This is a genomic window from Nonomuraea sp. CX421 (assembly GCF_059358955.1).
This window is the reverse complement of record NZ_JCADBK010000027.1, coordinates 1-23432: the sequence shown is the minus strand read 5'-3', so window position 1 is coordinate 23432 and position 23432 is coordinate 1. Positions and strand designations below refer to the sequence as shown.

The 23432-nt window shown below is 69.5% G+C and carries 25 protein-coding genes; 13 read left to right on the top strand and 12 right to left on the bottom strand.

What is annotated here, in order from left to right; translation table 11 throughout:
* The first annotated feature begins 10 nt into the window (after positions 1 to 10).
* Genes AC5L3X_RS33055 through AC5L3X_RS33040 form a run of 4 tightly spaced genes read left to right on the top strand, consistent with a single transcriptional unit; the run spans position 11 to position 5603 of the window.
* A complete protein-coding gene (locus tag AC5L3X_RS33055; protein WP_189123218.1) occupies positions 11 to 988 on the top strand; it encodes an ABC transporter permease in 978 nt (325 codons plus the stop codon).
* Positions 989 to 1828, top strand: a complete 840-nt coding sequence (locus AC5L3X_RS33050) for an ABC transporter permease (protein ID WP_494862267.1) — start codon at positions 989 to 991, stop codon at positions 1826 to 1828.
* Positions 1825 to 3894: an ABC transporter ATP-binding protein gene (locus AC5L3X_RS33045; RefSeq protein WP_494862265.1), complete on the top strand. Its 2070-nt coding sequence runs from the start codon at positions 1825 to 1827 to the stop codon at positions 3892 to 3894. Before AC5L3X_RS33050 ends, AC5L3X_RS33045 begins: the two co-directional genes overlap by 4 nt.
* Entirely contained in the window at positions 3891 to 5603 is a 1713-nt protein-coding gene (locus tag AC5L3X_RS33040) for an ABC transporter family substrate-binding protein (RefSeq protein WP_189123221.1), read from the top strand. The genes AC5L3X_RS33045 and AC5L3X_RS33040 overlap by 4 nt, the downstream gene beginning before the upstream one ends.
* 490 nt (positions 5604 to 6093) lie before the next feature.
* Here the strand turns inward: AC5L3X_RS33040 and AC5L3X_RS33035 are convergent, their stop codons facing one another.
* Positions 6094 to 6570: a TipAS antibiotic-recognition domain-containing protein gene (locus AC5L3X_RS33035; protein WP_494862264.1), complete on the bottom strand. Its 477-nt coding sequence runs from the start codon at positions 6568 to 6570 to the stop codon at positions 6094 to 6096.
* A gap of 387 nt (positions 6571 to 6957) precedes the next feature.
* On the opposite strand from AC5L3X_RS33035, the gene AC5L3X_RS33030 reads away from it, so the two are divergent.
* The gene (locus AC5L3X_RS33030) at positions 6958 to 7722 is read left to right on the top strand and encodes a Fic family protein (protein ID WP_494862263.1); all 765 of its coding nucleotides are present in this window, start codon (positions 6958 to 6960) and stop codon (positions 7720 to 7722) included.
* 39 nt (positions 7723 to 7761) lie between these two features.
* Here the strand turns inward: AC5L3X_RS33030 and AC5L3X_RS33025 are convergent, their stop codons facing one another.
* Genes AC5L3X_RS33025 through AC5L3X_RS33015 form a run of 3 tightly spaced genes read right to left on the bottom strand, consistent with a single transcriptional unit; the run spans position 7762 to position 9506 of the window.
* Complete coding sequence (locus tag AC5L3X_RS33025; RefSeq protein WP_494862261.1) at positions 7762 to 8847, bottom strand: Zn-dependent alcohol dehydrogenase; 1086 nt, start codon at positions 8845 to 8847, stop codon at positions 7762 to 7764.
* Positions 8848 to 8865: 18 nt separating this feature from the next.
* Positions 8866 to 9057: a ferredoxin gene (locus AC5L3X_RS33020; protein WP_189123234.1), complete on the bottom strand. Its 192-nt coding sequence runs from the start codon at positions 9055 to 9057 to the stop codon at positions 8866 to 8868.
* Positions 9054 to 9506, bottom strand: coding sequence for a pyridoxamine 5'-phosphate oxidase family protein (locus tag AC5L3X_RS33015; RefSeq protein WP_494862259.1), 453 nt, complete (start codon positions 9504 to 9506; stop codon positions 9054 to 9056). Before AC5L3X_RS33015 ends, AC5L3X_RS33020 begins: the two co-directional genes overlap by 4 nt.
* 84 nt (positions 9507 to 9590) lie before the next feature.
* Here AC5L3X_RS33015 and AC5L3X_RS33010 point away from each other — a divergent pair, with 84 nt between their 5' ends.
* Positions 9591 to 10238: a class I SAM-dependent methyltransferase gene (locus AC5L3X_RS33010; RefSeq protein WP_494862348.1), complete on the top strand. Its 648-nt coding sequence runs from the start codon at positions 9591 to 9593 to the stop codon at positions 10236 to 10238.
* A gap of 104 nt (positions 10239 to 10342) precedes the next feature.
* On the opposite strand, the gene AC5L3X_RS33005 is transcribed toward AC5L3X_RS33010, so the two are convergent.
* The 4 genes from AC5L3X_RS33005 to AC5L3X_RS32990 all read right to left on the bottom strand — a co-directional run bounded on the left by AC5L3X_RS33005 (position 10343) and on the right by AC5L3X_RS32990 (position 14511).
* Positions 10343 to 11308, bottom strand: coding sequence for a DUF1702 family protein (locus AC5L3X_RS33005; RefSeq protein WP_494862257.1), 966 nt, complete (start codon positions 11306 to 11308; stop codon positions 10343 to 10345).
* Between the two features lie 157 nt (positions 11309 to 11465).
* Positions 11466 to 12506 carry a prenyltransferase gene (locus AC5L3X_RS33000; RefSeq protein WP_494862256.1) on the bottom strand — a complete coding sequence of 347 codons (1041 nt, stop codon included), beginning with the start codon at positions 12504 to 12506 and terminating at the stop codon, positions 11466 to 11468.
* Positions 12503 to 13219: a class I SAM-dependent methyltransferase gene (locus tag AC5L3X_RS32995; RefSeq protein ID WP_494862254.1), complete on the bottom strand. Its 717-nt coding sequence runs from the start codon at positions 13217 to 13219 to the stop codon at positions 12503 to 12505. The genes AC5L3X_RS33000 and AC5L3X_RS32995 overlap by 4 nt, the downstream gene beginning before the upstream one ends.
* A gap of 56 nt (positions 13220 to 13275) precedes the next feature.
* Complete coding sequence (locus AC5L3X_RS32990; protein WP_494862253.1) at positions 13276 to 14511, bottom strand: glycosyltransferase family 4 protein; 1236 nt, start codon at positions 14509 to 14511, stop codon at positions 13276 to 13278.
* 258 nt (positions 14512 to 14769) lie between these two features.
* Between AC5L3X_RS32990 and AC5L3X_RS32985 the strand changes: the two genes are divergently transcribed.
* Positions 14770 to 15792, top strand: a complete 1023-nt coding sequence (locus tag AC5L3X_RS32985; RefSeq protein ID WP_494862251.1) for a GDP-mannose 4,6-dehydratase — start codon at positions 14770 to 14772, stop codon at positions 15790 to 15792.
* A 130-nt stretch (positions 15793 to 15922) separates the two neighbouring features.
* Here the strand turns inward: AC5L3X_RS32985 and AC5L3X_RS32980 are convergent, their stop codons facing one another.
* Together AC5L3X_RS32980 and AC5L3X_RS32975 are read right to left on the bottom strand one after the other, a co-directional pair.
* Entirely contained in the window at positions 15923 to 16687 is a 765-nt protein-coding gene (locus AC5L3X_RS32980) for an alpha/beta fold hydrolase (protein ID WP_494862250.1), read from the bottom strand.
* A 60-nt stretch (positions 16688 to 16747) separates the two neighbouring features.
* Positions 16748 to 17659: a helix-turn-helix transcriptional regulator gene (locus AC5L3X_RS32975; RefSeq protein WP_494862248.1), complete on the bottom strand. Its 912-nt coding sequence runs from the start codon at positions 17657 to 17659 to the stop codon at positions 16748 to 16750.
* 60 nt (positions 17660 to 17719) lie between these two features.
* On the opposite strand from AC5L3X_RS32975, the gene AC5L3X_RS32970 reads away from it, so the two are divergent.
* Genes AC5L3X_RS32970 through AC5L3X_RS32960 form a run of 3 tightly spaced genes read left to right on the top strand, consistent with a single transcriptional unit; the run spans position 17720 to position 19567 of the window.
* Positions 17720 to 18277, top strand: a complete 558-nt coding sequence (locus AC5L3X_RS32970; RefSeq protein ID WP_494862246.1) for a helix-turn-helix domain-containing protein — start codon at positions 17720 to 17722, stop codon at positions 18275 to 18277.
* Positions 18270 to 19106, top strand: coding sequence for an SRPBCC family protein (locus tag AC5L3X_RS32965; RefSeq protein ID WP_494862244.1), 837 nt, complete (start codon positions 18270 to 18272; stop codon positions 19104 to 19106). Before AC5L3X_RS32970 ends, AC5L3X_RS32965 begins: the two co-directional genes overlap by 8 nt.
* Positions 19107 to 19156: 50 nt before the next feature.
* Positions 19157 to 19567, top strand: a complete 411-nt coding sequence (locus tag AC5L3X_RS32960; protein ID WP_494862242.1) for a DUF2000 family protein — start codon at positions 19157 to 19159, stop codon at positions 19565 to 19567.
* 115 nt (positions 19568 to 19682) lie between these two features.
* Here AC5L3X_RS32960 and AC5L3X_RS32955 read toward each other — a convergent pair whose 3' ends face one another.
* Positions 19683 to 20117: a methyltransferase domain-containing protein gene (locus tag AC5L3X_RS32955; RefSeq protein WP_494862240.1), complete on the bottom strand. Its 435-nt coding sequence runs from the start codon at positions 20115 to 20117 to the stop codon at positions 19683 to 19685.
* Positions 20118 to 20249: 132 nt separating this feature from the next.
* On the opposite strand from AC5L3X_RS32955, the gene AC5L3X_RS32950 reads away from it, so the two are divergent.
* On the top strand, positions 20250 to 20582 hold the full coding sequence (locus AC5L3X_RS32950; RefSeq protein ID WP_263647712.1) for a PadR family transcriptional regulator: 333 nt from the start codon (positions 20250 to 20252) through the stop codon (positions 20580 to 20582).
* Positions 20579 to 21532 (top strand): hypothetical protein, encoded by a 954-nt coding sequence (locus AC5L3X_RS32945; protein ID WP_494862237.1) that lies wholly within the window; start codon positions 20579 to 20581, stop codon positions 21530 to 21532. The genes AC5L3X_RS32950 and AC5L3X_RS32945 overlap by 4 nt, the downstream gene beginning before the upstream one ends.
* Positions 21533 to 21644: 112 nt before the next feature.
* On the opposite strand, the gene AC5L3X_RS32940 is transcribed toward AC5L3X_RS32945, so the two are convergent.
* The gene (locus AC5L3X_RS32940; RefSeq protein WP_494862235.1) at positions 21645 to 22133 is read right to left on the bottom strand and encodes a MarR family winged helix-turn-helix transcriptional regulator; all 489 of its coding nucleotides are present in this window, start codon (positions 22131 to 22133) and stop codon (positions 21645 to 21647) included.
* Between the two features lie 69 nt (positions 22134 to 22202).
* Here AC5L3X_RS32940 and AC5L3X_RS32935 point away from each other — a divergent pair, with 69 nt between their 5' ends.
* A complete protein-coding gene (locus AC5L3X_RS32935; protein WP_494862233.1) occupies positions 22203 to 23060 on the top strand; it encodes an LLM class flavin-dependent oxidoreductase in 858 nt (285 codons plus the stop codon).
* Positions 23061 to 23432: the final 372 nt, after the last annotated feature.

Below are 23432 nucleotides of genomic sequence, written 5' to 3'. Positions count from 1 at the left end.
ACGGAGGGTGATGGGCAGGTACCTGCTACGCAGGTTCGCGACCAATGCGATCTTGGTCATGATCGCGGCCAGCCTGGCGTACATGCTGGCCGCGACCACGATGAACCCTCGCGGCGCGTACGAGGGGCGCCAACCCCCTGTCGCCGAGGCCGTCGTCGACGCGACACTCGACGAGTACAACCTCAACGACAAGACCCCCGTGTTCCAGCGGTACGTGACCTGGGCCTCGGGCGTCGTCACCGGAGACTTCGGCAGGACCTGGAACGGCGGCTCGGTCAACGAGGAGATGGGCCGGCGGATCGGGGTCAGCCTCAGGCTGCTGTTCATCGGCACCGTCGTGGGCTTCGTCCTCGGCGTGGGGCTGGGCGCCTACTCCGCCGTCAGGCAGTACAGGTTCAGCGACCGCCTGATCGGGGTCGGCTCCTTCGTGATCATGGCGATCCCGGTGTTCGTGCTGGCCACGCTGCTCGCGATCGCCACCTACAGCCTGAACCGCGGGCTGGGGTTCACGCTGATCGAGTACACAGGGGAGTACAACCCCAAGCTGTCCGGCTGGGACCAGTTCTTCAACCGGCTGAACCACCTGATCCTGCCGACCATCTCGCTCAGCCTCGGCTCGATCGCCTTCTACAGCCGCATCCAGCGCAACATGATGCTCGACGTGCTGAACCAGGACTTCGTCCGGACGGCGATGGCCAAGGGGCTCCGGCGCAGGACCGCGCTGTTCAAGCACGCGCTCCGCACCGCGCTGATCCCGGCGGCCACGTACTTCGCCTTCGCGTTCGGCACGATGCTCACCGGCGCCACCTTCACCGAGAAGATCTTCGCCTGGCACGGCATGGGTGCCTGGCTGGTCGACTCGATCAACCAGAACGACGTCAACGCCGTCGCCGCGGTGAGTCTCTTCGCCTCCCTTTGCGTCCTGGTCGCCTCCTTCCTGTCGGACCTGCTCGTGGCGGCCCTCGATCCTCGAGTGCGGGTGAACTAGGTGCGTTCGAAAGTTGTACTCGGCCGACTGCTGCGTAACAAGCAGGCCCGCTATGGCTGCATTGCCCTGATCCTGCTGGTGGCACTGGCCTACATCGGCCCGTTCATCGGCGCGTACGAGTGGACGGACAAGGACTTCCGGGCCTTCCTCTCGGCTCCCTCGGCCGACCACTGGTGGGGGACCACCTCGATCGGCCAGGACATGTACGCGGTCACGCTGCGCGGCATGCAGAAGTCGATCATCATCGGACTGCTGGTGGCGCTCATCTCCACCGCCCTCGCGGCGGTGGTCGGCGCGTTCGCCGGATATTTCGGCGGCAGGATCGACCGGCTGCTCATGTGGGGCGTCGACCTGCTGCTCGTGCTGCCCAGCTTCCTGATCATCGCGATCATCTCGCCGAGGCTGAAAGGCGGCTCCTGGCTCTGGTTCGTGGTGCTGCTCGCGGCGTTCGCCTGGATGATCACCTCCCGGGTGGTGCGCAGCATGACGCTCTCGCTGCGCGAGCGGGAGTATGTTCAGGCCGCCGTGTACATGGGCATCCCGCGCTGGAAGATCATCTTCCGGCACATCCTGCCGAACCTGTCCTCCCTGCTGATCATCGACGCGACCCTCAACGTCAGCGGCGCGGTCATCGGTGAGGCGGCGCTCTCGTTCTTCGGCTTCGGCATCCAGCCGCCCGACGTCTCGCTCGGCACGCTGATCGCGGAGGGCTCCCGCAACGCCACCGGCTACCCGTGGCTGTTCGCGTTCCCGGCCGGCCTGCTGGTGGTCCTGGTGCTGAGCATCAACCTGATCGGCGACGGACTGCGTGACGCACTCGACCCCGGGAGCAACTCGTGAGCATCTTGGAGGTCCGCGACCTCACCGTCACCTTCCCCGGCGACATCCAGGCCGTGCGCGGGGTGAGCTACGAGGTCTCGCGCGGCGAGGTCCTCGGCATCGTCGGCGAGTCGGGCTCGGGCAAGTCCGTGACGTCACTCGCCGTCATGGGCCTGCTGCCGCAGAACGCCGAGGTCAGCGGCTCGGTCATGCTGCACGGCCAGGAACTGGTCGGGGTCGACGAGAGCGAGCTGACCAGGGTCCGCGGCAAGTCGATCAGCATGATCTTCCAGGACCCGCTGTCGGCGTTCACGCCCGTCTACACCATCGGCGATCAGATCGCCGAGGCCGTCCGCGTCCATCAGAAGCTCGGCAAGGACAAGGCCGCCCAGCGCGCCGTCGAGCTGCTCGACCTGGTCGGCATCCCGCACCCGAACGTGCGGGCCAAGGCCTTCCCGCACGAGTTCTCCGGCGGCATGCGGCAGCGCGCGATGATCGCGATGGCCATCGCCAACGACCCCGACCTGCTGATCTGCGACGAGCCGACCACCGCGCTGGACGTGACCATCCAGGCCCAGGTGCTCGAGGTGCTCAAGACCGCGCAGCGGGAGACGGGCGCCGGCATCGTGATGATCACCCACGATCTGGGGGTCATCGCGGGCATGGCCGACCGGGTGCTCGTCATGTACGCGGGCAAGCCGGTCGAACAGGGGGCCGTGGACGACATCTACTACCGGCCGCGGATGCCGTACACGATGGGGCTGCTGGCGTCGATCCCCCGGATCGACGGCGCGGAGGGGCCGCTGGTCCCGATCGAGGGGACCCCGCCCTCTCCGGCGGCGCTGCCGCCGGGCTGCCCGTTCGCGCCGCGCTGCCCGATGCGGATCGACGTGTGCGAGGAGGAGGAGCCGCCGCTGGTCGCGATCGGCGGCGGCCGTCAGGTGGCCTGCCTCCGTTCGAACGAGATCGAGTACAAGGGCCTGACGGGCGAGGACGTGTTCCCGGTCCCGGACATCCCGCCGAGCGAGGTGGTGCGCGTGCCGCGCGACCAGCGTGAGACCGTGCTGGAGCTCACCGACCTCGTCCGGCACTTCCCGCTGATGAAGGGCGCGGTGTTCAAGCGCCGGGTCGGCACCGTGCACGCGGTCGACGGCATCAGCTTCGACATCGCGGAGGGCGAGACGCTGGCCCTGGTCGGCGAGTCCGGCTGCGGCAAGACGACCACGCTGCAGCAGATCATGCAGCTGGCGGCCCCGCAGAGCGGCCGCGTCGTCGTGCTCGGCAGGGACAGCGCCCAGCTGGACAGGTCGGCGCGCAAGGCGCTCCGCGCCGACCTGCAGATCGTCTTCCAGGACCCGATGGCCGCGCTCGACCCGCGCATGCCGGTCGGCGACATCATCGCCGAGCCGTTGCGCGCCCACGGTCACACGAACGTGAAGGGGCGCGTCGCCGAGCTGCTCGAACTGGTCGGGCTGGCGCCGGAGTACGCCGCGCGCTACCCGCAGCACTTCTCCGGCGGCCAGCGCCAGCGCATCGGCATCGCCCGGGCGCTCGCGCTGGACCCCAAGCTCCTCGTGCTCGACGAGCCGGTCTCCGCGCTCGACGTCTCCATCCAGGCGGGTGTCGTCAACCTGCTGGAGGAGCTGAAGAACACCCTGGGGCTGTCGTACCTGTTCGTGGCGCACGACCTGGCGGTGGTCAGGCACCTCGCCGACCGGGTCGCGGTCATGTACCTCGGCCGCATCGCCGAGATCGGCGCCGTCGAGAACGTCTACGACCGTCCCGCGCACCCCTACACCCAGGCGCTGCTGTCGGCGATCCCGCTGCCCGACCCCGAGATGGAACGGACCCGCAAGCGGATCCTGCTCGAAGGCGACCTGCCCAGCCCGGCCGACCCCCCATCGGGATGCCGGTTCCGCACGCGTTGCCCCAAGTTCGCCCGCCTGGGCGAGGCCGAGCGGCAGCGCTGCGTGGACGAAGAGCCCAGAGTTGACCGGCTCGCGAACGCCGTGGACCACGGCGCCGCCTGCCACTACGCGGAGCAGATCGAGGTCATCCCGGCCTCGGAGGACCAGGAGGAAAAGTGAAGGTTCGTTACCAGGCCACGGCGGGGCTCGCAGTCCTGGCCATGGCCGTCGCGGCCTGCGGTGGTGGCGGCGGCGACGCCAAGAAGCCCAGTGCCGAGCAGTCGCAGCAGGCCCAGCAGCAGATGGCCGAGACCCCGGCCATCAGCATCAACCCGGTCGCCTACGAGCAGGTCAAGGACGGGGGCACGCTGACCCTCGCGATCGGGCAGTGGCCGTCGCAGTGGAACCCCAACCACGTCGACGGCAACCAGTCCGACACCGCGGACATGCTCGACACGATCATGCCGCAGCTGATGCTGTCGGACGATGGTGCCACCCACACCGCGAATCCCGACTTCGTGACCGACGTGAAGAACGAGATGACCTCCGGCAAGCAGGTCGTCACGTACACGCTCAACGACAAGGCCGTGTGGTCGGACGGCACGCCGATCACGTGGAAGGACCTCGAGGTCGCCTGGAAGATCAACAACGGCAAGGACAAGAAGTACAAGCCGGCCTCCACGGACGGCTGGGACCGGATCGAGTCGGTCACCAAGGGCGACTCGGACAAGGTCGCCATCGTGACCTTCTCCAAGCCGTATCCGGAATGGCAGGGCCTGTTCAACCGCGGCACGGCGCACCTCCTCCCCGCCTCGCACATGGAGAAGCCGGAGGGGTACGAGAAGGACTACCTGCAGAAGATCCCGGTCACCGCGGGGCCCTTCAAGGTGGAGAAGGTCGACGAGGGCACCAAGACGCTCACCGTCGTGCGCGACGACAAGTGGTGGGGCAAGAAGTCCAAGCTCGACAAGATCATCTTCCGGACGATCGAGACGCCCGCCGCGCAGGTGAACGCCTTCGCCAACGGCGAGCTCGACGCCGTCGAGATCCCGCCGGGCAGCCCGGCCGACCTCAAGCGGGCCAAGGAAGTCCCCGACGTGGACATCCGCAAGGCGTTCAGCCCCAACTGGCGGCACATCACCGTCAACAACCAGTCGGAGTTCCTGAAGGACAAGTCGGTCCGCCAGGCCATCGCGTACGGGATCGACCGTGACGTGATCACCGAGTCCGACCTGAAGGACATGGACTGGCCGCTGCAGACGCTCGGCAACCACGTCTTCATGAACAACCACAAGGGCTACGTCGACAACTCCGGCGACCTCGGCAAGTACAACGTGGAGAAGGCCAAGCAGCTGCTCGACGCGGCCGGCTGGAAGCAGGAGGGCGAGTACCGCAAGAAGGACGGCAAGGAGTTCGCGCTGAGCTTCGTCGTCCCCGCGGGCGTGCCGTACGCCAAGACGGAGGGTGAGCTGACCCAGGCCATGCTCAAGGAGGCCGGGATCAAGATCACGATCCGCCCGGTCCCCGATGACAAGTTCTTCACCGACTTCATCATCAAGGGCGACTTCGACCTGGTGCCGTTCTCCTGGATCGGCACGCCGCTGCCGATCGGCTCGCTGCCGCAGATCTACAAGACCGGCTCCGAGAGCAACTTCCCCAAGGGCAGCGACCCCGCTCTGGACGCCGCCATCGAGGAGGCGGTGAGCGAGCTTGACCCGGCCAAGGCCATCGAGAAGGCCAACGCCGCCGACAAGCTGATCTGGGACATGGTGCACACCATCCCGCTGTACCAGCGGCCGGAGATCATCGCGAGCAAGAAGACGCTCGCCAACTACGGCTCCAGGGGCTACAAGACCGTGGACTGGGCGGCGGTCGGCTTCACCGGCTGACGCTCCGCGTGACCCGAAACCCCCGGCCGGCTCTCCGGCCGGGGGTTTCGTCGTTGCTTGGCCGGGGTGATGAATCACCGGATGACCGCGCGCCAACCTGCCCGGGTCACGTGGATGGCGCCGTCCGGCTGGATGAACACCTGTGCCCCGTGAAGGGGCGGGGCTCCATGGAGCGGCCAGTTCGATGCCGGGTGGGTGACCTCCAGCATGGAGTCTGGGCGTTCGCAAGCTGATGGTCGTTATGTCGCAGTGTGATTCGACGGATCTGTAGCCGCGCTGTTCGGCGAGCCGGCGCAGGTGCTGCATGTGCTCAACAGCACCACCATGCGGCATCCGTTCTACGGCGAGGAGGGGGAAGGCCCACGCGCCGTCGCCCCTTGACACCCGCCCCGCACGTTCGCTGTGGCCTGGGAGGGGCACGCGAATTCCACGTCCGGCCCGCGCACATCGCGCTGCCGCGCCGGGCCCGCAGCAGCCGGCGCGTGCCGGGTCACGCTGTCGTGCTCGGTGTCTCGGCGGCGCGTGCGGCGTTGGCCTTGATCGCTTCCTGCAGCCATTCCGCCGCGCCCGGCCGGGTGTTCGCCTCGATCCCCGCCCGGAAACGCGGGTCCTCGACGTACAGCAGGCTCTTCCGCACGTGGAACTCGTGCGTCATGTCGTAGAACCAGCGGGCGATGTGCTGCCGCTGCGCCTCGGCCACGTCCATCGCCGCCTCGCTCGACGGGTCGGCGCCGGCGTCCATCAGCTCGCGGATTCGCGCCTCGATCTCCGCGTTGTCGCGGTTGATCTGCTTCCACTGCTCCTTGCCGTAGACGGCGACACGCTTCGCGGACTGCGCGTACGCGGTGGAGTCTCCCCACCGTTGCTCCACCTCGTCGAGGTACTCGTCTTCCTGATCGGCCCACTCACCCCAGACCTCTCGCTTCTCCTCGTCGCTGAGCAGGGACTGGATCTTCTTGTCACTCATGCGCCGACCGTACGGTCTCCCGTTACAGGAGACTCAAGCCGCGGCCGGGGACTGCGCGGTCTTCGGCTTGCGCCGTGAGGCGCAGTGAGGCGAGAGGAGGGTCCCAGGGACTGCGGCCGGTGCCGCGAGCCGACTCGGCGGTCGCGCGGCGCCCGTATCCTCCACCCCGAGCAGGTCGACCGGAACACCAGGGGTTACCTCGCTCGCGAGATCTTCGACCTCCTCACGCTGACCGAACGCCGCCTGGCCAGCACCCGATGGGACACGCGCGAAACACCACCCAGGCGAGCAGTGCCGGCTCGGCCGCAGTGGTGAACACTCGAACCGAGTTTTGGCACGATGGGCTCTGTTACGCATCGCATGGGGTTCGAGGCTTGGGGACGAATGATGGCGGAGCAGTTGACTGACGCGCTGGGTTTCAGTTGGGCGCACGTTCCGATGGCACACGACGTGGGCGTGCACTCGGTCGCGCGAGCCGTCTGGCGGTATCAGCGCGCGTTGCCGGAGTTCGTGTGGGATGCGGCCGTTCTGGAGGGCAATCCGTTCACGTACCCGGAGGTGCAGACCCTGATGGAGGGGATCACGGTCGGGGGGCGCAAGCTCAGCGATGAGCGCCAGGTGGTCAATCTCGCCGAAGCAGCGAGAGAGCTCGTCAGGGTGGTGAAGTCTGGAGAGTTCCGGCTGGACAAGCCGACTTCTGATCACTTCCAACTGCTCATCGCACGCGAGGAGGCCTTGGAATCCGGCCACTTCCGTGGGGAAGGCAAGGAAACCCTGACACCGGGGGTCAGCCTCGGCGAACATGGCCGGTACATCCCTCCGCCCACCGAACCGGGTGGTGAGAATCTCCGCCGCATCTTCACCCGTGGTGTCTCGGCCATCCAGACGGAGCTCGACTCGCCCCTCACGCAGGCGATCGCGTACTTCCTGTTCGCCGCGCTGCAGCAGTTCTACTTCGACGGCAACGAGCGAACGGGCCGGTCGATGATGAATGGACATCTGATGTCGCATGGCATGGACGCCATCAGTGTCCCCGCGGCTCGTCGTCAGGAGTTCAACGCCACGATGGTGGAGTTCTACCGGACCAAGGACGCCACCGGAGCGTTCGCCTTCCTCGTTTCCTGCCACCCCGACTTCGAAGGTCAGGGCTGAGGCCAGACGGCTCCGGAGGCGTCCCGGCACGGCTCAGGATCAGTCCATGACGACGATCTGGCGGAGCACCTCGCCGCTCTTGAGCGCCGCCACGGCGTCGTTGAGGTCGCCGAGCCTGATGCGGGAGCTGATCATCGACTCCAGGTCCAGCTTGCCGGCCTTGTAGAGGTTGGCGAAGTAGGGGAAGTCGTGCCGCACGTCGGCCTCGCCGTACAGGCTGGACAGCAGGTTCTTGCCCTCGAAGAGCAGGCTGAAGGCGGAGATCGACACCATGTCGTCCATCGCGCCCGCGCCGACCACGATGACGTCGCCGCCCGCCCGGGTGACCTGCCAGGCGCCCTGGATGGTGGCCGACTTGCCGACCACCTCGAAGCCGTAGTCGAAGCCGCTGCCGCCGGTCAGCTCGGCCAGCGCGCCGGGCACGTCGTCGGGGGTGACGGCGTGGGTCGCGCCGACCTTCTTGGCCAGCTCGTGCTTGGACGTCAGCGGGTCGATCGCGAGGATGGTCCGGGCGCCGGAGACGCGGGCGCCCTGGATGACCGAGAGGCCGACGCCGCCGCAGCCGATCACCGCGACCGTGGAGCCGGGCCGCACCCGGGCGGTGTTGATGGCGGCTCCGACGCCGGTGGTGATGCCGCAGCCGATCAACGCCGCGACCTCCCACGGCACGTCCGCGTCGATCTTGACCACGCCCTGCCAGGGAACGACGATCTCCTCGGCCCAGGTGCCGCAGCCGGCCATGCCGAACGCCGTGGTGTCTCCGCCGAAGCGGAAGTTGCCCTTGCTGAACGACTCGATCACGTACTTCATGCAGAGGAACGGCTGGCCGCCGAGGCACAGGTCGCACTCCTGGCAGGCCGGGCGCCAGCTGATGACCACGTGGTCGCCCGGCTGGACCGAGGTGACGTGGTCACCGACCTCCACCACCTCGCCCGCCCCCTCGTGCCCGGGGACCAGCGGAACGGGCTGCGGAAGCACGCCGGTCATGGCCGAGAGGTCCGAATGGCAGACGCCGGTCGCCTTGATCCGCACGCGGACGTCGGTGGGCCCGACCGGGGCCAGGGTGACGTCGTCGCGGATGTCCAGCTTGTCGTCGCCTACGGCGTGCAGAAGGGCGGCGCGCATGGGGGGTTCCTCCTCCAGCTATTCCTCAAGGGAAAGTGCGGCTTTGGGGCAGGATCGGACCGCGTGCCTGACGCGGTCGAGCATGTCGGGTGGTGGTTCGGGCAACAGGATGTGGAGCTGGTCGTCGTCGTCCACATCGAACACCTCGGGTGCGAGCCCCATGCACACGGCGTTGGCCTCGCACACCATCTCGTCAACTGTGACTTTCATGTGAGCCTCCTGTGGTCCCATGAGACCACTTTGGTGCGCTCCACGACGAATGCGACCCGCTTGCGACCGGTCTGCGCGACGTACGGCAGCAGCAACTCGTCAGCCACGCCGGGCGTCATCCTGCGGGCGACGTCAAGGCCGATGGCCAGCACCCGCTCGCGGTCGTCGATGCGCTTGGCCTCGCCGTACACCAGGACGCCCCGGAGCTCCGCGTAGTCGTCGCCGGCCTCGATCAGGCAGCTCACCCGCGGGTCGCGCTCCAGGTTACGCGTCTTCTGGGACTTCCCGTACGTCCAGAAGGCGATGCGTCCCTCGTCGAGCCCGTAGAACATGGTCACCAGGTGCGGCGTGCCGTCGGGGTTGATGGTCGCGAGCTGCAGCTTGCGGGACCCCTCCAGGAACGCGGTGACGGCTTCCTCGGACATCGAGATGCGAGCGCGCTGATTCACGCTGCCAAGTAGAACAGGTTGCATAAAGCCGGGCAAGAGGGCCCTGGAATGTTGTTCGGTTCCGTTAGGGTCGATGCCATGACGATGCCGCCCGAACTGCTGTACGCAGCCGAGCACGCCAAGGGCTTCATGCCGCCGAAGGAGGGCATCGCGCTGTTCGAGGCGGCCCTGAGATACGGCGGGCGCGGCCCGATCTGCGAGATCGGCACCTACTGCGGCAAGTCGGCCGTCTACCTCGGCGCGGCCGCCCGGCAGACCGGGTCCGTGGTCGTCACCGTCGACCACCATCGCGGCTCGGAGGAGATCCAGCCGGGCTGGGCCCACCACGACCCGACGTTGGTCGATCCGCGGTTCGGCAAGATGGACTCCCTGCCGGTGTTCCGTCAGACGATCGCGGCGGCCGGGCTGGAGGACGAGGTGATCGCGATCGTCGGCCGGTCGGAGCAGGTGGCCAGGCTCTGGGCGACCCCGCTCGGCCTGCTGTTCATCGACGGCGGCCACTCCGAGGAGCCGGTGACGCGCGACTACGAGGGCTGGGCGCCGCACGTCATGGAGGGCGGGGCGCTGGTCTTCCACGACATCTACCCCGACCCCGCCACCGGGGGGCAGGCGCCCTACCGGGTCTACCTGCGCGCCCTGGAGTCGGGCGCGTTCAAGGAGGTGGCGGTGGAGGGGTCGCTGCGCGTGCTGGAGCGCGTTGGGCCCGGCATCGGCGCCCGGCCCGATCACTGAGCCGGCCCGATCACTGAGCCGGCCCGATCACTGAGCCGGTCGGAGCACGGCCGGTTCGTCGAGCCGCCGTGCCACTGGTTCGCTCAGCCGTGGCGCCGGCTCGTTCAGCCGTGCCGCCCGGTCCAGGCGCGGCGGGTGCCGGCCTGCCAGGCCAGGAAGTCGTCGTGGGTGTGCGGATCGTGGCCGAGGGCGGTGAGCGCGTCGGCCACCCAGGAGGCGGCCTCGCCTGGCTCGGCCCCGGTCAGAGCCCGTACGGCCTGCGCCACATGCTCGGGCTGCGGGCTCGCCCACAGTTCGGTGGCCGCGGCGAACGCGCACCCCTGCGCCAGGTGGGCCCGGAAGCCGTCCGCTCCCGCGTGCTCGGCCAGCCTTTCCAGGTCCGCGGGGCCGGCCCCGCCCACGCGCGTCGCGGCGAACGCGACGCCACTCCACAGGTCCGCCCGCCGGCCCGCCGGGTAGGCGGAGACGCGGGCCGCCACGTCGTCCGGCGAGGCGCAGTCGTGATACCAGAGCAGCCGGCCCAGCCCCTGGTCGAAGGTCCCGCGGAAGGCCCTGGTCGGCAGGTCCGGCAGGGCCCGCTCGCCCACCATCCGGTCGGTGTGGTCGAGGCTGCGCTGGAAGCCGTAGCCGTCCACGGCCAGCCAGCGCAGCAGCGGATGGGATCGCTTCGCGCGCCGGACCGGCCGCAGGCGCAGCAGCGCGTAGCCTCGGCCGGCGCCGAGGTGGACGGCGTACTGGTGCTGCGCGGCGGGGCCGGCCAGCAGCTCGTGCAGCCGCCGGCCCCGGGTCAGGGTGAGGAGGTCGAGCGCGGTGCAGGCGGCGCCGGCGCCCTCGTAGCCGAAGGCCCGCTGCCGCGGCGGCAGCTCCTCGATCTTGCCGAGCTCCTGCGAGACGACCGCGTTGAAACCGAACAGGTAGGACTTCTCGGCGTCTTCGATGATCGTTCCCGCCGGTCCGTGTCTGAGGACGAACCTCCGCCGCCCGAGATCCGCCTCGTGCTCCTCGCGGGCCAGCAGCCTTCGCCAGCCGCGAGCCTGACTCAGAGTCGGTTCGGTCCTGTCCTGGTGCAAGAACGCTGTTGTGCCCGTGTCGCCCACGCTTCCCCCGAAGACGCCTCGTACGGCCACACCCGAAGCTAGTCACCCCATTCCGAACGCCGGAGGAGCCGCTCCGCCCATCCCGGCAAAGAACCCGCAAAACCCCTTGCGTTCCCGTACGGCGGGGCGGTCAGGTGCGCGCGGGGGTGCAGCCGCAGAGGTCGGGGTCGGAGGGCGTGACGGACGGCGCGGCCACCGCCCGGAACAGCGCGGCGCCCCCGGACAGGCCCTGCAGCGCGTCGGCGGCCAGGACGACCGCGGCGGCGGTGTAGCCGGAGCGCTCGTACGGGAAGTGCTTGTGGTTGGCGAACTGCCAGCCGGTCCAGTAGGAGCCGTCCTCGTGCCGCAGGTGCTGCATGTCGGCGAAGAGCCGGACCGCCCGCTCGCGGTCGCCCAGCGCGTCGAGGGCCAGCACCAGCTCGCACGTCTCGGCGCCGGTCACCCACGGCTGGTCCGACACGCAGCGGATGCCGAGCCCCGGCACCACGAACGTCGGCCACTCGCGGTCGAGCAGCTCAAACGCCTGGGCGCCGCGCACGGCGCCGCCGAGCACGGGGTAGTACCAGTCCATCGAGAAGCGGCTCTTGTCGGCGAACGCCTCGGGATGGGCCGACAGCACGTGGGCCAGGCGGTCGGCGGCCAGCTCCCAGTGCGGCTGCGGGTCGCCCAGCTGGTCGGCCAGCAGCACGCCGCAGCGCAGCCCCTGGTGGATCGAGGAGCAGCCGGTGAGCAGCGCGTACGACGAGGCGCGGCCCTGGGCGTCGCGCTCCCAGACGATCTCGCCCCGCTCGGTCTGCAGCCCGACCACGTAGTCGAGGGCCGCCTTGACCATCGGCCAGCGCTCCTTGGTGAACGCCTGGTCGCCCGTGACGAGGTGGCGGTGCCAGACGCCCGCCGCGAGGTAGGCGGCGTGGTTGGACTCGCCGCCGCGCTCCACGGCGACGCCGTCGACCAGCTTCATCGGCCACGAACCGTCGTCGCGCTGGTGGGCGGCCAGGTAGTCGTAGCCCCGGCGGACCGGCTCGTCCAGGCCGGCCACGCTCATGGCCATCAGGCACTCGATGTGGTTCCACGCGTCGACGTGACCCTCGGGCCAGGGGATGCCGCCGTCGTCCTGCTGGATCGCCGCGATGCTCTGAGCCGTCTGGACGATCTTGTCGCGACCGATCACGCCGCGGGCTTCCGGACGTACAGCACCACGCTCTTGCCGATGACCGGGTTGAGCAGGGTCTCGGCGATCCGGGTGGCGGCCGGGCGCTTCATGATGTCCCAGACGAGCAGCTCGTGGTAGGCCTTGGCGAGCGGGTGGTCGTCGTTGTTGACGCCGACCGCGCACTTGATCCACCAGTAGGGCACGTGCAGGCCGTGCGCGTGGTGGTGGGGGCCGATCTCGAAGCCGGTGGACTTCAGCTTCGCCGACAGCTCGGCCAGCGTGTAGATGCGGACATGGCCGCCGGGGGCGGTGTGGTAGGCCTCGTCCAGCGCCCAGCAGATGCGCTCCGGCAGGAAGCTCGGCACGGTGATCGCGGCGGTGCCGCCGGGCTTGAGCACCCGGAAGATCTCCCGCATCGCGGTCATGTCGTCGGGGATGTGCTCTAGCACCTCGGCCGCGATCACCCGGTCGAAGCCGTCGTCCTCGAACGGCATGTCCAGCGCGGTGCCCTGGACGGTCTCGCCGGTCGCGCCGAGTGGCACCTCACCGCCCTTGTCCATCGCCACGAACATAGCCGCCACGTCGTCCAGCTCCGACTTGTCCATGTCGAAGGCGACGACGTCGGCCCCCCGGCGCAGCACCTCGAAGGCGTGCCGGCCGCCGCCGCAGCCGAGGTCGAGCACGCGCACGCCGGGTCCGACGGGCAGCCGGGCGAAGTCCACGGTCAGCACTAGACAGGTCTCCTCGTTCTCATCGGGGGCTCATCAGGGGCTCAACGGGGGGCTCATCAGGGGCGGCGGGCCGCGATGGCCTCGCGATAGGCCTCGACGGTCTTCTTCGCGACGACGCGCCAGGTGTAGCGTTCCATGACCCGGTCGTATCCGGCCCGGCCCACCCGTTCGCGCTCCTCGGGAGAGTCGTGCAGGCGGCGCAGCACCGACGCCAGCTCCTCGGCGTCGCCGGGGCTCACCTGGATCGCGGCGTCGCCGACCACTTCCGGCAGCGCTCCCGTACGGCTCGCGACCAGGGGTGTGGCGCAGGCCATGTGCTCGACCGCGGGCAGCGAGAAGCCCTCGTAGAGCGACGGCACGACCGAGACCTCCGAGGTGGCGATCAGCTCGCCCAGCTCGTCGTCGGAGATGCCGTGCACGAAGCGGACCCGGTCCTCCAGCGACAGCTCCTTGACCAGCTGCTCGGTGGGGCCGCCCGGGGTGGGCTTGCTGACCACGGTGAGGTTGACGTCGCGCTCGGTGGCCAGCTTGGCCACGGCCCGCAGCAGGGTGGCGACGCCTTTCATCGGCGAGTCGGCGCTGGCCACGGCCACGATCGAGCCCCTGCGGCGGGGCTTGTCGGGACGTGGGTGGAAGTAGCGGGTGTCGACGCCGAGCGGGATCAGCCGCATGTTGGCCTGCGGCACGTTGAAGTCGCGGTGGATGTCGGCCAGCGACGACTCGCTGACCGTCAGGATCGGGCTGAGCCGGGGCGCGACCTTGGCCTGCATCTTCACGAACCCGTACCACCGGCGCATGGTCAGCTTCTTGACGCCCTTGGCCGCCTCCAGCTCGATGCGGCGGTCGACGCTGATCGGGTGGTGGATGGTGCCGACCACGGGGAACAGCTTCTGGATGCCGAGCAGGCCGTAGCCGAGGGTCTGGTTGTCCTGGACGACGTCGAAGTCGCCGACGCGCTTGCTCAGCTCGCGGCGGGCGCGCAGGGTGAACGTCAGCGGCTCGGGGAAGCCGGCGGTCCACATGGTGGCGACCTCGAGGCAGTCGATCCAGTCGCGGAACTCACCGGGCTTCGGGGTCCGGAACGGGTCCTCGTCGCGGTAGAGGTCGAGGCTCGGCACCTTGTTGAGGATCACGCCCTCGTCGAGCTCGGGATAGGGCTGGCCGGAGAACACCTCGACGTGGTGCCCGAGCGCCACCAGCTCGCGGCTCAGGTGGCGGAGGTAGACGCCCTGACCGCCGCAGGTGGGCTTGCTGCGGTAGGACAGCAGCGCGATCCGCAGCGCGTCGCTCACGGACACCCCTTTCCACTCCGGTAGCACCCAGAGTCGGGCGTGTACCGTGAAAGATGACCTTAGTCCGAGAAGGCTACCATTCGGTAGGTCGGCTGGAATTGTTCCTAACCTGCCCCGCACACCGTGCGATCTGCGATGTTGGCATGACCGAGCGATGTTCGGTAGAACGTGTTCCAGTTTGATGGGGTGCTGTGACAAGGCGCTTAGCTGTACATTCCGGTCCCAATGGAGGCGGTTAGTGATAAGGGGAGGACCCCGTTGGCCAGGCGCGCTCTGATCACCGGCATCACCGGCCAGGATGGTTCCTATCTGGCCGAGCACCTGCTCGGTCAGGGATACGAGGTCTGGGGGCTGGCACGAGGCCAGGCCAATCCGCGGGTGTCGCGGATGCGCAAGCTGCTCGCCGACGTCAAGGTGGTCCGAGGCGACCTGCTCGACCAGGGATCTTTGATCTCGGCGGTGGAGCGGGCCCAGCCGGACGAGGTCTACAACCTCGGGGCGATCTCGTTCGTGCCGATGTCGTGGGAGCAGGCCGAGCTGACCGCCGAGGTCACCGGGATGGGCGTGCTGCGCATGCTGGAGGCCATCCGGGTGTGCTCGGGCGTGTCGCGGGGCGGCTCGCCCGACGGCCAGATCCGCTTCTATCAGGCTTCGTCATCTGAGATGTTCGGCCAGGTCAGCGAGACGCCCCAGACCGAGAGCACCGCCTTCCACCCCCGCTCGCCGTACGGGGTGGCCAAGGCGTACGGCCACTTCCTTACCCAGAACTACCGCGAGTCCTACGGCATGTACGCGGTCTCCGGGATCTTGTTCAACCACGAGTCGCCGCGGCGCGGCGCCGAGTTCGTCACCCGCAAGGTGTCGCTCGGCGTGGCCCGCATCAAGCTCGGCCTGGCCGGCGAGCTGCGCCTGGGCAACCTGGAGGCCCGGCGCGACTGGGGCTTCGCGGGCGACTACGTCCGGGCCATGCACCTCATGCTGCGGGCCGAGAAGCCCGAGGACTACGTGATCGGCACCGGCCGGATGAAGTCGGTCCGCGAGCTGGTGGAGGCGGCCTTCACCGCCGCCGGGCTCGACTGGGAGCGGTACGTCGTCACCGACCAGGGCCTGCACCGGCCGGCCGAGGTCGACCTGCTCTGCGCCGACCCCAAGAAGGCCAGGGTGCAGCTCGGCTGGGAGCCCACGGTGTCGTTCGAGGAACTGGTCGCGATGATGGTCGAATCGGACCTGCGCCTGCTCACCGACGGCGGCGACCCCGATCAGGACAGCTCCTGGCCTTGAACCACCATCCTGTACGGCTCCGCCAAGGGCACGCCGGACGCCGCACGGGGCTGAGGGCCTCCAGGGTGACGCCCGCTGACCCGCACGTGGCGGGCCGCCGTTACGACGCCCGCCTGCGGCTCGTCCGGCCCTAGCCGGCGGATCGGCGGATCGGCATCCAGGTGGGAGCCGGCTCCTCTGCCAGGAAGTCGCCGACCAGCCGGGCGCACAGCTCGGGCCGCTCGTGCAGCAGCAGGTGAGAGGTCCGCGGCACGACGGCGAGCTGCGCCGCCGGAAGCGCCCGGTACATCCGCAGCGTGTGCTCCAGGGTGACGATGTCGTCGTCGGCCGCCATGACCAGCACGGGGCAGGTGACGGCGGCCAGGTCGTCCGGAGCCAGTGGCGCCTCCGCGTCCACCGACCGGACCACCTTCTCCAGGACGACGGAGAAGTGATCCGCCCCGTCAGGAGACACTTCGGCATAGGCGGAGACCAGCTGCGCGGGAGGCGGAGCGTCGGCGCTCGGCCGCAGGATCATCCCCTCCGGATCGAACGCGCCGCTGATCAGGACGAGCCGCTCGACCAGGTCGGGGCGGCGCACGGCGGTCCACAGCGCCACGATCGCTCCGGCGCTGTATCCGGCCAGCCGTACGGGACCGTCGGCGGTCTTCTCGATGAACGCCGCGGTGTCGTCCGCGAACGCCTCCATCGCGAACGGGCCCGGCACGTCAGGGGTGTGCCCGTGGCCCCTGCGCTCGGGTAGCAGGAGCCGGAACCGCTCGGCCAGCGCGTCGAGGTTGCCGTTGAAGTCACGGCTGTCGGTCAGGCCCCCATGGAGGAGCACCAGCGGGTCGCCCGCGCCGCGCTCGTCGTACCAGGTGCGCACGCCGTTGACATCGATGTAGTCGGCCATCATGTCGCCCTTTCCTTGCCGTGTGTGGGTCTCCGGCATTGATACGGTGCGGCGGCCGGAAACTCATCGCACGCCAGCGGCCCGACCCAACGGCTTGGTGGTGGTGCCGGTGGCCTGGCGGTAGGCGCCCGGCGTGAGGCCGAAGTAGCGGGTGAACCAGCGGGTCAGGTGGCTCTGGTCGGCGAACCCGGTGCGCGCCGCGACCTCGCCGAGCGGCAGGCCGTCCGCGATCAGGCGTTTGGCCGCGCGTAGCCGCAGCTGGCGCTGGTAGTCGCTGGGGGCCATGCCGTACGCGGTGCGGAAGGCCCGGTAGACCGTGAAGCGGCTGGCGCCCGTGGCCTCGACCAGGTCGTCGATGGTCAGGTCGTCCAGGTGGCGCTCGTGCAGGAGTTGGCGGGTCCGCCGGGCGACGCGGGCCGAGCCGGGGAGCTCTGTCGGCCGGACGACCGGGGCCGTGGCGGCTCGCCGTACCATCGCGGAGACCGTGGCGGCGAGCTGCTCGTCGCGGCGCAGCGCCGGGACGGCGACCGGCCGGACGGCGGGCGGGCCGTCGTCCGGAGCGCCGCCCGAGGGAGAGCCGCACAGGGCGGTGTGCAGGGCGCGCAGCGAGCGCGCGAGCGCCGGGTCGTCGAGCACCGGGGCGGCGAAGAGCGGCAGGCCCGCGCGCCGGGCGGTGAGGTCGGCGAGCAGGTCCGACACCAGGTCGGTGCGGAGGTGGACCATCCGGTAGGTGAAGCCCGTGGCGGTCGCGGAGTGGCCGTCGTGCGGGTCGTCGGGGTTGAACGCCATCACCATGCCGGCCGCGCTGGTGTGGGCCGAGCCGCGGCAGGTGAACGCCTGGGCCCCCTCCTCCGTCACGCCGAAGGAGTAGGTCTCGTGGCTGTGGCGATGGTAGACGTGCCGCTCGAAGTGGGCGTGCATGGCCTCGACGCGCTGGTCGGGGGAGCGCCAGTAGCGGGACCAGTCATCCGTCACCCTGTCATTGTGCCGCCCCCATTGACAAAGCCTCATTTTACGTAAAGGATTGTTTTTGCGATGAGAGACGTCCTGTATCTGGAAGAGATCGAGCAGGCCGAGGCCCTGCTCAAGCCGCAGCGCGTGGAAGTGCTGCGGCAGCTGGCCGAGCCGCGCACCTGCACCGAGGTGGCGCAGCAGCTCGGGCAGACGCCGCAGCGGGTCTACTACCACGTCAAGCGCCTGGTCGACGCGGGGCTGGTCGACCTCGTGTCCGAACGCAAGGTGCGCGGCATCCTCGAAGGCATCTACCAGGCCGCGGCCCGCTCCTACTGGCTGTCGCCGCGCCTGGTGGGCCGGATCGGGCTGCGCAAGGCGCGCGACGAGCTGAGCCTGGGCTACCTGCTGGACCTGATGGAGGAGGTCCAGGCCGACATCGCCGCGCTCGACCGCACCGCCCCCGAGCTGCCCTCCATCGGGCTGTCCGGGGAGATCCACGTCCTGGCGGAGCACCGCCAGGAGTTCCTCAACGACCTGCACACCATGCTGCAGGACCTGTTCACCCGGTACGGCGGAGCCGAGGGAGACGCCTTCAAGCTCGCCGTCGCCTGCTACCCCAAGGGAGAGTCACATGACTGAGCCGATGGTCCTCCGTGCCCGCGTCCACGCGCCGGTCAAGGAGGTGCGCCACGCGCTGACCGACCCCGCGGCCATGCGGATCTGGCTGGCCGAGAAGGCCGAGGTCGAGCTGCCGGGCCGCTACGAGTTCTGGGGCCGCCACACCCCCGAGGGCGACGCGCCGCACCAGCGGCTGCTGCACGCCGACGACCGTACGGTGCGCTTCGCCTGGACGCTCGACGGGGTGGAGGCCACCACCGAGTTCGCCGTCGAGGAGGACGGGCCGTCGGCGACGATCGTCTCGGTGTCGCAGAGCGACTACGACCACCAGGAGGCCCTGCAGGGCACGAGCATCCGCGGTGTGCTGCAGACCTTCTGGTGTCTGGCGCTGGCCAACCTGGTCGAGCACTTCGAGGGCCGCGAGCTCACGCCGAAGATCGACTTCACCGGTAAGACGGGCATGCGGGCGGACGTCCTGATCGACGCGACGCCGGACAAGGTGTTCGACTCCCTGATCGACTCGGAGTCGGTCACCCGCTGGTTCGGCTACCCCATCGCGATCGAGCCGCGCGTCGGCGGGCGCTACGCCATGGGCGGGTTCGACAACCCCGACCCGGCGCACATCCTGGAGCTGGAGCCCGGCCGCAAGCTCTCGGTCGACTGGGGCAGCAACGGCATCGGCACCTGGGAGCTGGAGGGCTCCGGCGGCAAGACCCGGCTCACGCTGATGCAGAGCGGTTTCGACGGGGCGCAGCCTCCCTTCGCCGCCTGGGGCGGCATCCTGTCCGGGCTGGCCGAGCTGCGCCGCTTCCATGAGGTGCCCGACTGGACGCCCATCTGGCTGCAGTAGGCGCACCAGCGTTCAAGACCCGGCGGAGGCGGAGACGGGAGGCTGGCCGCATGCGTTTCGACACGAAGATCGGCATCGTGGTCCGCGAGGACCTGGCCGTCTGGCAGCGGCTCAACGTCACCGCCTTCCTCGCCAGCGCCGTGGCCGGCGGGGTGCCCGAGACCATCGGCGAGCCCTACGCCGACGCCTCCGGCAACGGCTACCTGCCGATGTTCCGCCAGCCGGTGCTCGTCTACGCGGCCGACGCCGAGGCGCTCGGCCGCGTTCGCGAGAAGGCGGTGGCCAGGGGGTTCGACGTGGCGGTCTACATTGACGAGATGTTCAAGACGGGCCACGACGAGGACAACCGGGCCGCGGTGCGCGCGGTCGAGGCGGCGGACCTGTCGCTCGCCGGGCTGGCCGTGCACGGGCCCAGGAACGCGGTCGACAAGGTGCTCAAGGGGCTGGCGCTGCATCCTTGACGCCTTGCGGGGCGGCGCGCGCCCGTAGGCTCATTACTGGTGATGAGCGCAATAAGGAAGTGGGCTTCCCTATTTTGATGAGCTTTCGAAGCTCCGTCGCATTCACCCAGGCGGCTTAAGGCCGCGGGATGGGTAGTTCGCGAAGCGGATCGCCACCGTCGATGAAAAGCCGGGCCTCCGCCGTGGTCGCCGCGGCGATGCGCTGGAGCATCCGCCGGCCATCCTCGGGATGTCGCCCGTCGAGGGCTCCGACCCGAACGGCGAACACGATGTCGTACGGCTCTTCGTGAGGCCGCAGGACGAAGTCTTCGCCCGCGCTCTGACGGACGCTCATGCGGCCGGACGTGATCTCGTCCGTCGCGGCGGCTTCGGCCTGGGCGATGGCGGTGGCGGATCTGTCGATCGCCAGGATGTGGCCGGTGGTGAGCAGGGCTGCGACCGCTCGTGCGGCCGCCCCGGGGCCGCACCCGATTTCGAGGACACGTGAGTGCGGCTGGAGGGGAAGCGCGTTCACGATCGCGGCGAGGCGGGGTGACAGACGTGGCGGCATGAGCGGAAGACTAAATGACGGTCGGCCCGCGCGAGCTTCTCGAACCTGGGCGCGGCTGAGGCGTTCCGCGTCCGCGGCGGGATGTCGCCGATCAGGCGCCTGATAGAAAGATCATCGATATATAATGATCGAATGAGATCGATGCAGGAGCCCACTTTCCTGATCCTCACCGCGCTCGCCGCCGGCCCTCAACATGGGTATGGCCTCATCGCCGACGTCGAACAGATCTCCGAGGGCCGGGTACGGTTGCGCGCCGGCACCCTCTACGCCGCCTTCGACCGCCTGCGGGAGGAGGGCCTCATCACCGAGGACCGTGAGGAGATCGTGGACGGCAGGGTCCGGCGCTACTACAAGCTGACCGATGACGGGGCGACCCGGCTGGCGGCGGAGGCCGAGCGGATGCGCCGTCACGCGCGAGCGGCTTCCACGCGGCTGCGTGCCGCCGGCCTCGGAGGAACGGCGTGACCTCCCTCGAAACCCGATACCGGCGGCTCCTGGCCTGCTATCCCCGTGATCATCGCACCCGGCACGAGGAAGAGATGATCGGCGTACTGCTGGCCGGATCACGGCCCGGACAGAGCCGCCCGCACATCGCCGACACGGCCGATCTGCTGGCAGGCGCGGTTCGCGTGCACTGCCGGCGGGCCTTCGGTACGGTGTCGGCGCCCGTCTGGCGGGACGCCGTGGCCGCGGGCCTGGCGCTGTGGCCTCTTCTCATCCTGGCCGACACGCTGGCCCGTCAGGCCCTGTCGCTGGCACCGAGCATCGGGCCGGGCCTGTTTCACCACTGGACGCAAGAACCGTGGTCGCTTCTGTACTGGGCTCGACCGATCATCGTCTTCGCCCTGCCCGTGCTCGCGGTCGCGCTCCGCCACCGGGGGATCGCCACACTGGGCGCACTCGCTTTCCTGCTGTACCTGGGTGGATCGCCCTTTCCTCTGTCCCTGGCACTACCGAACGTCAGCCTGTCTCTCCTGGCGCAAGTGGTGGCGGTCGCCGTCGCCTTCACCCGTCCGGCCCGCGAGGGCCTGTCGCTCATCTCCCGGCGCGCACTCATGCTCTGGATGCCGTTTGCCCTCATCGGGCTGGCCGCCGGCAAGGTCGGCAGGCACGTGCTCGACATGGCCACCAACCATGAGATCGCACTCTGGAAACCTGTGCCGTGGCTCGTCATCATGGCAGCGGCAGCGGGATACGCGGCAGGGTCCGCAGTGGGACGGCGCGCGTCACTGCTGCTGTTCCTGCCCGTAGCGGCGCTGGGCGACCTCGGGAAACTCCCTTCCCTGCCCACCTCTGTCGCCCTTGCGCAGATCGGCTGCGTGCTCAGCGCCTTCGCCGTCGCGACGATGCTCGCGCGCCGGCAGGCCGGACGTGATCCTTTCGCTCGTAGGCACGGGCCTCGCGCGCGAGCGTGATCGGCCAGCAGGGCGTCTGGATCCTCTCGCAGGCCCAGCGCGGTGAGCGCATCGGGCCGGACCGCCGCCCCACGCCCAGCCACCAGGTGGCCGGCCCGTAGAGGACGTTGCGCTAGCGCTGCATCCCTGACGCCTCGGGGGAGGCGCCCGGCGCGAGGTGGGCCAGCACGGTCTCCGCGACGGTGCCCAGCACCTCCAGCTGCTCGGGGGAGAGCAGGTCGACGAAGTGGCGGCGGACCGACTCGACGTGCGCGGGAGCCGCCTCCTCGATCGCGCGCAGCCCCCCTTCGGTGAGCACGACCACGGCTCCGCGCGCGTCCGTCTCGCACTCCTCGCGGGTGACGAGCCCGCGTTGCTCCATCCGGGAGATGTGGCGCGAGAGCCGGCTCTTGGACCAGAGCATCCGGTCTGCCAGCTCGGTGAGCCGCCGCCGGCGCCCCTGGGACGAGGTCAGCGCCGACAGCACGTCGTAGTCGGGCGCCGACAGCCCCGAATCACGCAGGAGGTCACGGCTGACCTGGGCGTCGAGGAGCAACCGCATCCTCCGGTAGCCGATCCAGGCCCGGAACTCGGCGTCGTCCAGCCATCGCGGCTCCGCCATCCTCACGCTCCTTTGTTGACGTGTAACCAACTCTAGCTTAGGTTTACATGTAAACCTTTAGGGGGCATGGTGAGCACGCGACTTTTCGGGCTGGGCATCTCGACCTCGGCGGCGGCCGGAGCGGATCCGGTGGGCGACGCCAGATGGGCCGAGTCACTGGGGTTCGACTTCGTGTCGGCCTCGGACCACCCGTGCGGGAGCGAGCCGACGTACGAGGTGTGGACCCTGCTGACCTGGGTGGCGGCGGCCACCACCCGGATCCGGATCGCGACCCGGGTGCTGGGCGTGCCGTACCGCTCACCCGCGATGGTGGCGAAGATGGCCGAGAGCCTGCACCGGCTGTCGGGCGGGCGGCTGATCCTGGGTCTCGGCGGCGGCTACTCCGACGAGGAGTTCCGGGCCTTCGGGCTCGGGGTGCCGTCACCCCGGGAGAAGGTGGACGGGATGGTGGAGGCCGTCCAGATCATCCGAGGTCTGTGGTCGGAGCCCGGTTTCAGCTTCGAGGGCAGCCGTTACCGGGTGGTGGACGCCGACCTGGAGCCCAAGCCCGAGCGGCCGATCCCCATCTGGCTCGGCACCTACGGCAGGCGGGCGCTGGAGGCCACCGGACGGCTCGCGGACGGCTGGATCCCCTCGTACGGCTTCGCGGGGCCGGAGCAGGCGGTGGCCATGCGCGACCAGGTCCTGGCCGCCGCTTCGGACTCGGCGGGCGGGCGTGAGGTCGCCTGCGTCTACAACGTCCCGGTGCACGTGGGCTCCGTGACCGGCGAGGCCGGGGTGGTGTCAGGCAGCGTAGCCGAGGTGACGGAGCGGCTGCTCGGGTTCGCCCGGTCGGGGTTCACTTCGATGAACCTCACGCCCGTGGGCGACTTCCGCGAGCAGGCCGAGCGCCTCGCCCTGGAGGTGCTGCCCGAGCTGCGCGCCTGATCTGGACACGCGGCTCGCGCCCAGATGACGACGTACGCACGGGAGTGCCGCCAACCCATTCACGGTCTACCTGCTCAGCATCGTGAGCCTGCCGTGGCTCCGTGGGCAGAAGGCCCAGCGGCTGGTCGTCACGCTGCTGTTGAAGAAGCGCCTGTTCTCCAGCCCTGCCGCCTTCGCCCACACATCGACGTCTACCTCGACGGCGTACGCGACCTGCCGGTCATGCCGACGGACGACGACGCCGAGGAGTGGTTGGACGACTTCTGGGAGGAGGCCGGGCACCTCAGTATCTGTCCTAGTACGGCAGCCGCCATTTGCTGTGTGAGCTGGGACGACGTGGTGCCGGGCCGGCGTGAGTTTCTGGCGGAATCC

What these genes read in the sequence shown, in the direction of transcription:
- AC5L3X_RS32970 (WP_494862246.1), top strand. Translation starts at nt 17,720, where the DNA reads ATGAGAGACGTCCTGTATCTGGAAGAGATCGAGCAGGCCGAGGCCCTG.
- AC5L3X_RS32980 (WP_494862250.1), bottom strand. Translation starts at nt 16,687, where the DNA reads ATGATGGCCGACTACATCGATGTCAACGGCGTGCGCACCTGGTACGAC.
- AC5L3X_RS33055 (WP_189123218.1), top strand. Translation starts at nt 11, where the DNA reads ATGGGCAGGTACCTGCTACGCAGGTTCGCGACCAATGCGATCTTGGTC.
- AC5L3X_RS32960 (WP_494862242.1), top strand. Translation starts at nt 19,157, where the DNA reads ATGCGTTTCGACACGAAGATCGGCATCGTGGTCCGCGAGGACCTGGCC.
- AC5L3X_RS32965 (WP_494862244.1), top strand. Translation starts at nt 18,270, where the DNA reads ATGACTGAGCCGATGGTCCTCCGTGCCCGCGTCCACGCGCCGGTCAAG.
- AC5L3X_RS33025 (WP_494862261.1), bottom strand. Translation starts at nt 8,847, where the DNA reads ATGCGCGCCGCCCTTCTGCACGCCGTAGGCGACGACAAGCTGGACATC.
- AC5L3X_RS33020 (WP_189123234.1), bottom strand. Translation starts at nt 9,057, where the DNA reads ATGAAAGTCACAGTTGACGAGATGGTGTGCGAGGCCAACGCCGTGTGC.
- AC5L3X_RS33030 (WP_494862263.1), top strand. Translation starts at nt 6,958, where the DNA reads ATGGCGGAGCAGTTGACTGACGCGCTGGGTTTCAGTTGGGCGCACGTT.
- AC5L3X_RS32940 (WP_494862235.1), bottom strand. Translation starts at nt 22,133, where the DNA reads ATGGCGGAGCCGCGATGGCTGGACGACGCCGAGTTCCGGGCCTGGATC.
- AC5L3X_RS32950 (WP_263647712.1), top strand. Translation starts at nt 20,250, where the DNA reads ATGAGATCGATGCAGGAGCCCACTTTCCTGATCCTCACCGCGCTCGCC.
- AC5L3X_RS32955 (WP_494862240.1), bottom strand. Translation starts at nt 20,117, where the DNA reads ATGCCGCCACGTCTGTCACCCCGCCTCGCCGCGATCGTGAACGCGCTT.
- AC5L3X_RS33035 (WP_494862264.1), bottom strand. Translation starts at nt 6,570, where the DNA reads ATGAGTGACAAGAAGATCCAGTCCCTGCTCAGCGACGAGGAGAAGCGA.
- AC5L3X_RS33010 (WP_494862348.1), top strand. Translation starts at nt 9,591, where the DNA reads ATGCCGCCCGAACTGCTGTACGCAGCCGAGCACGCCAAGGGCTTCATG.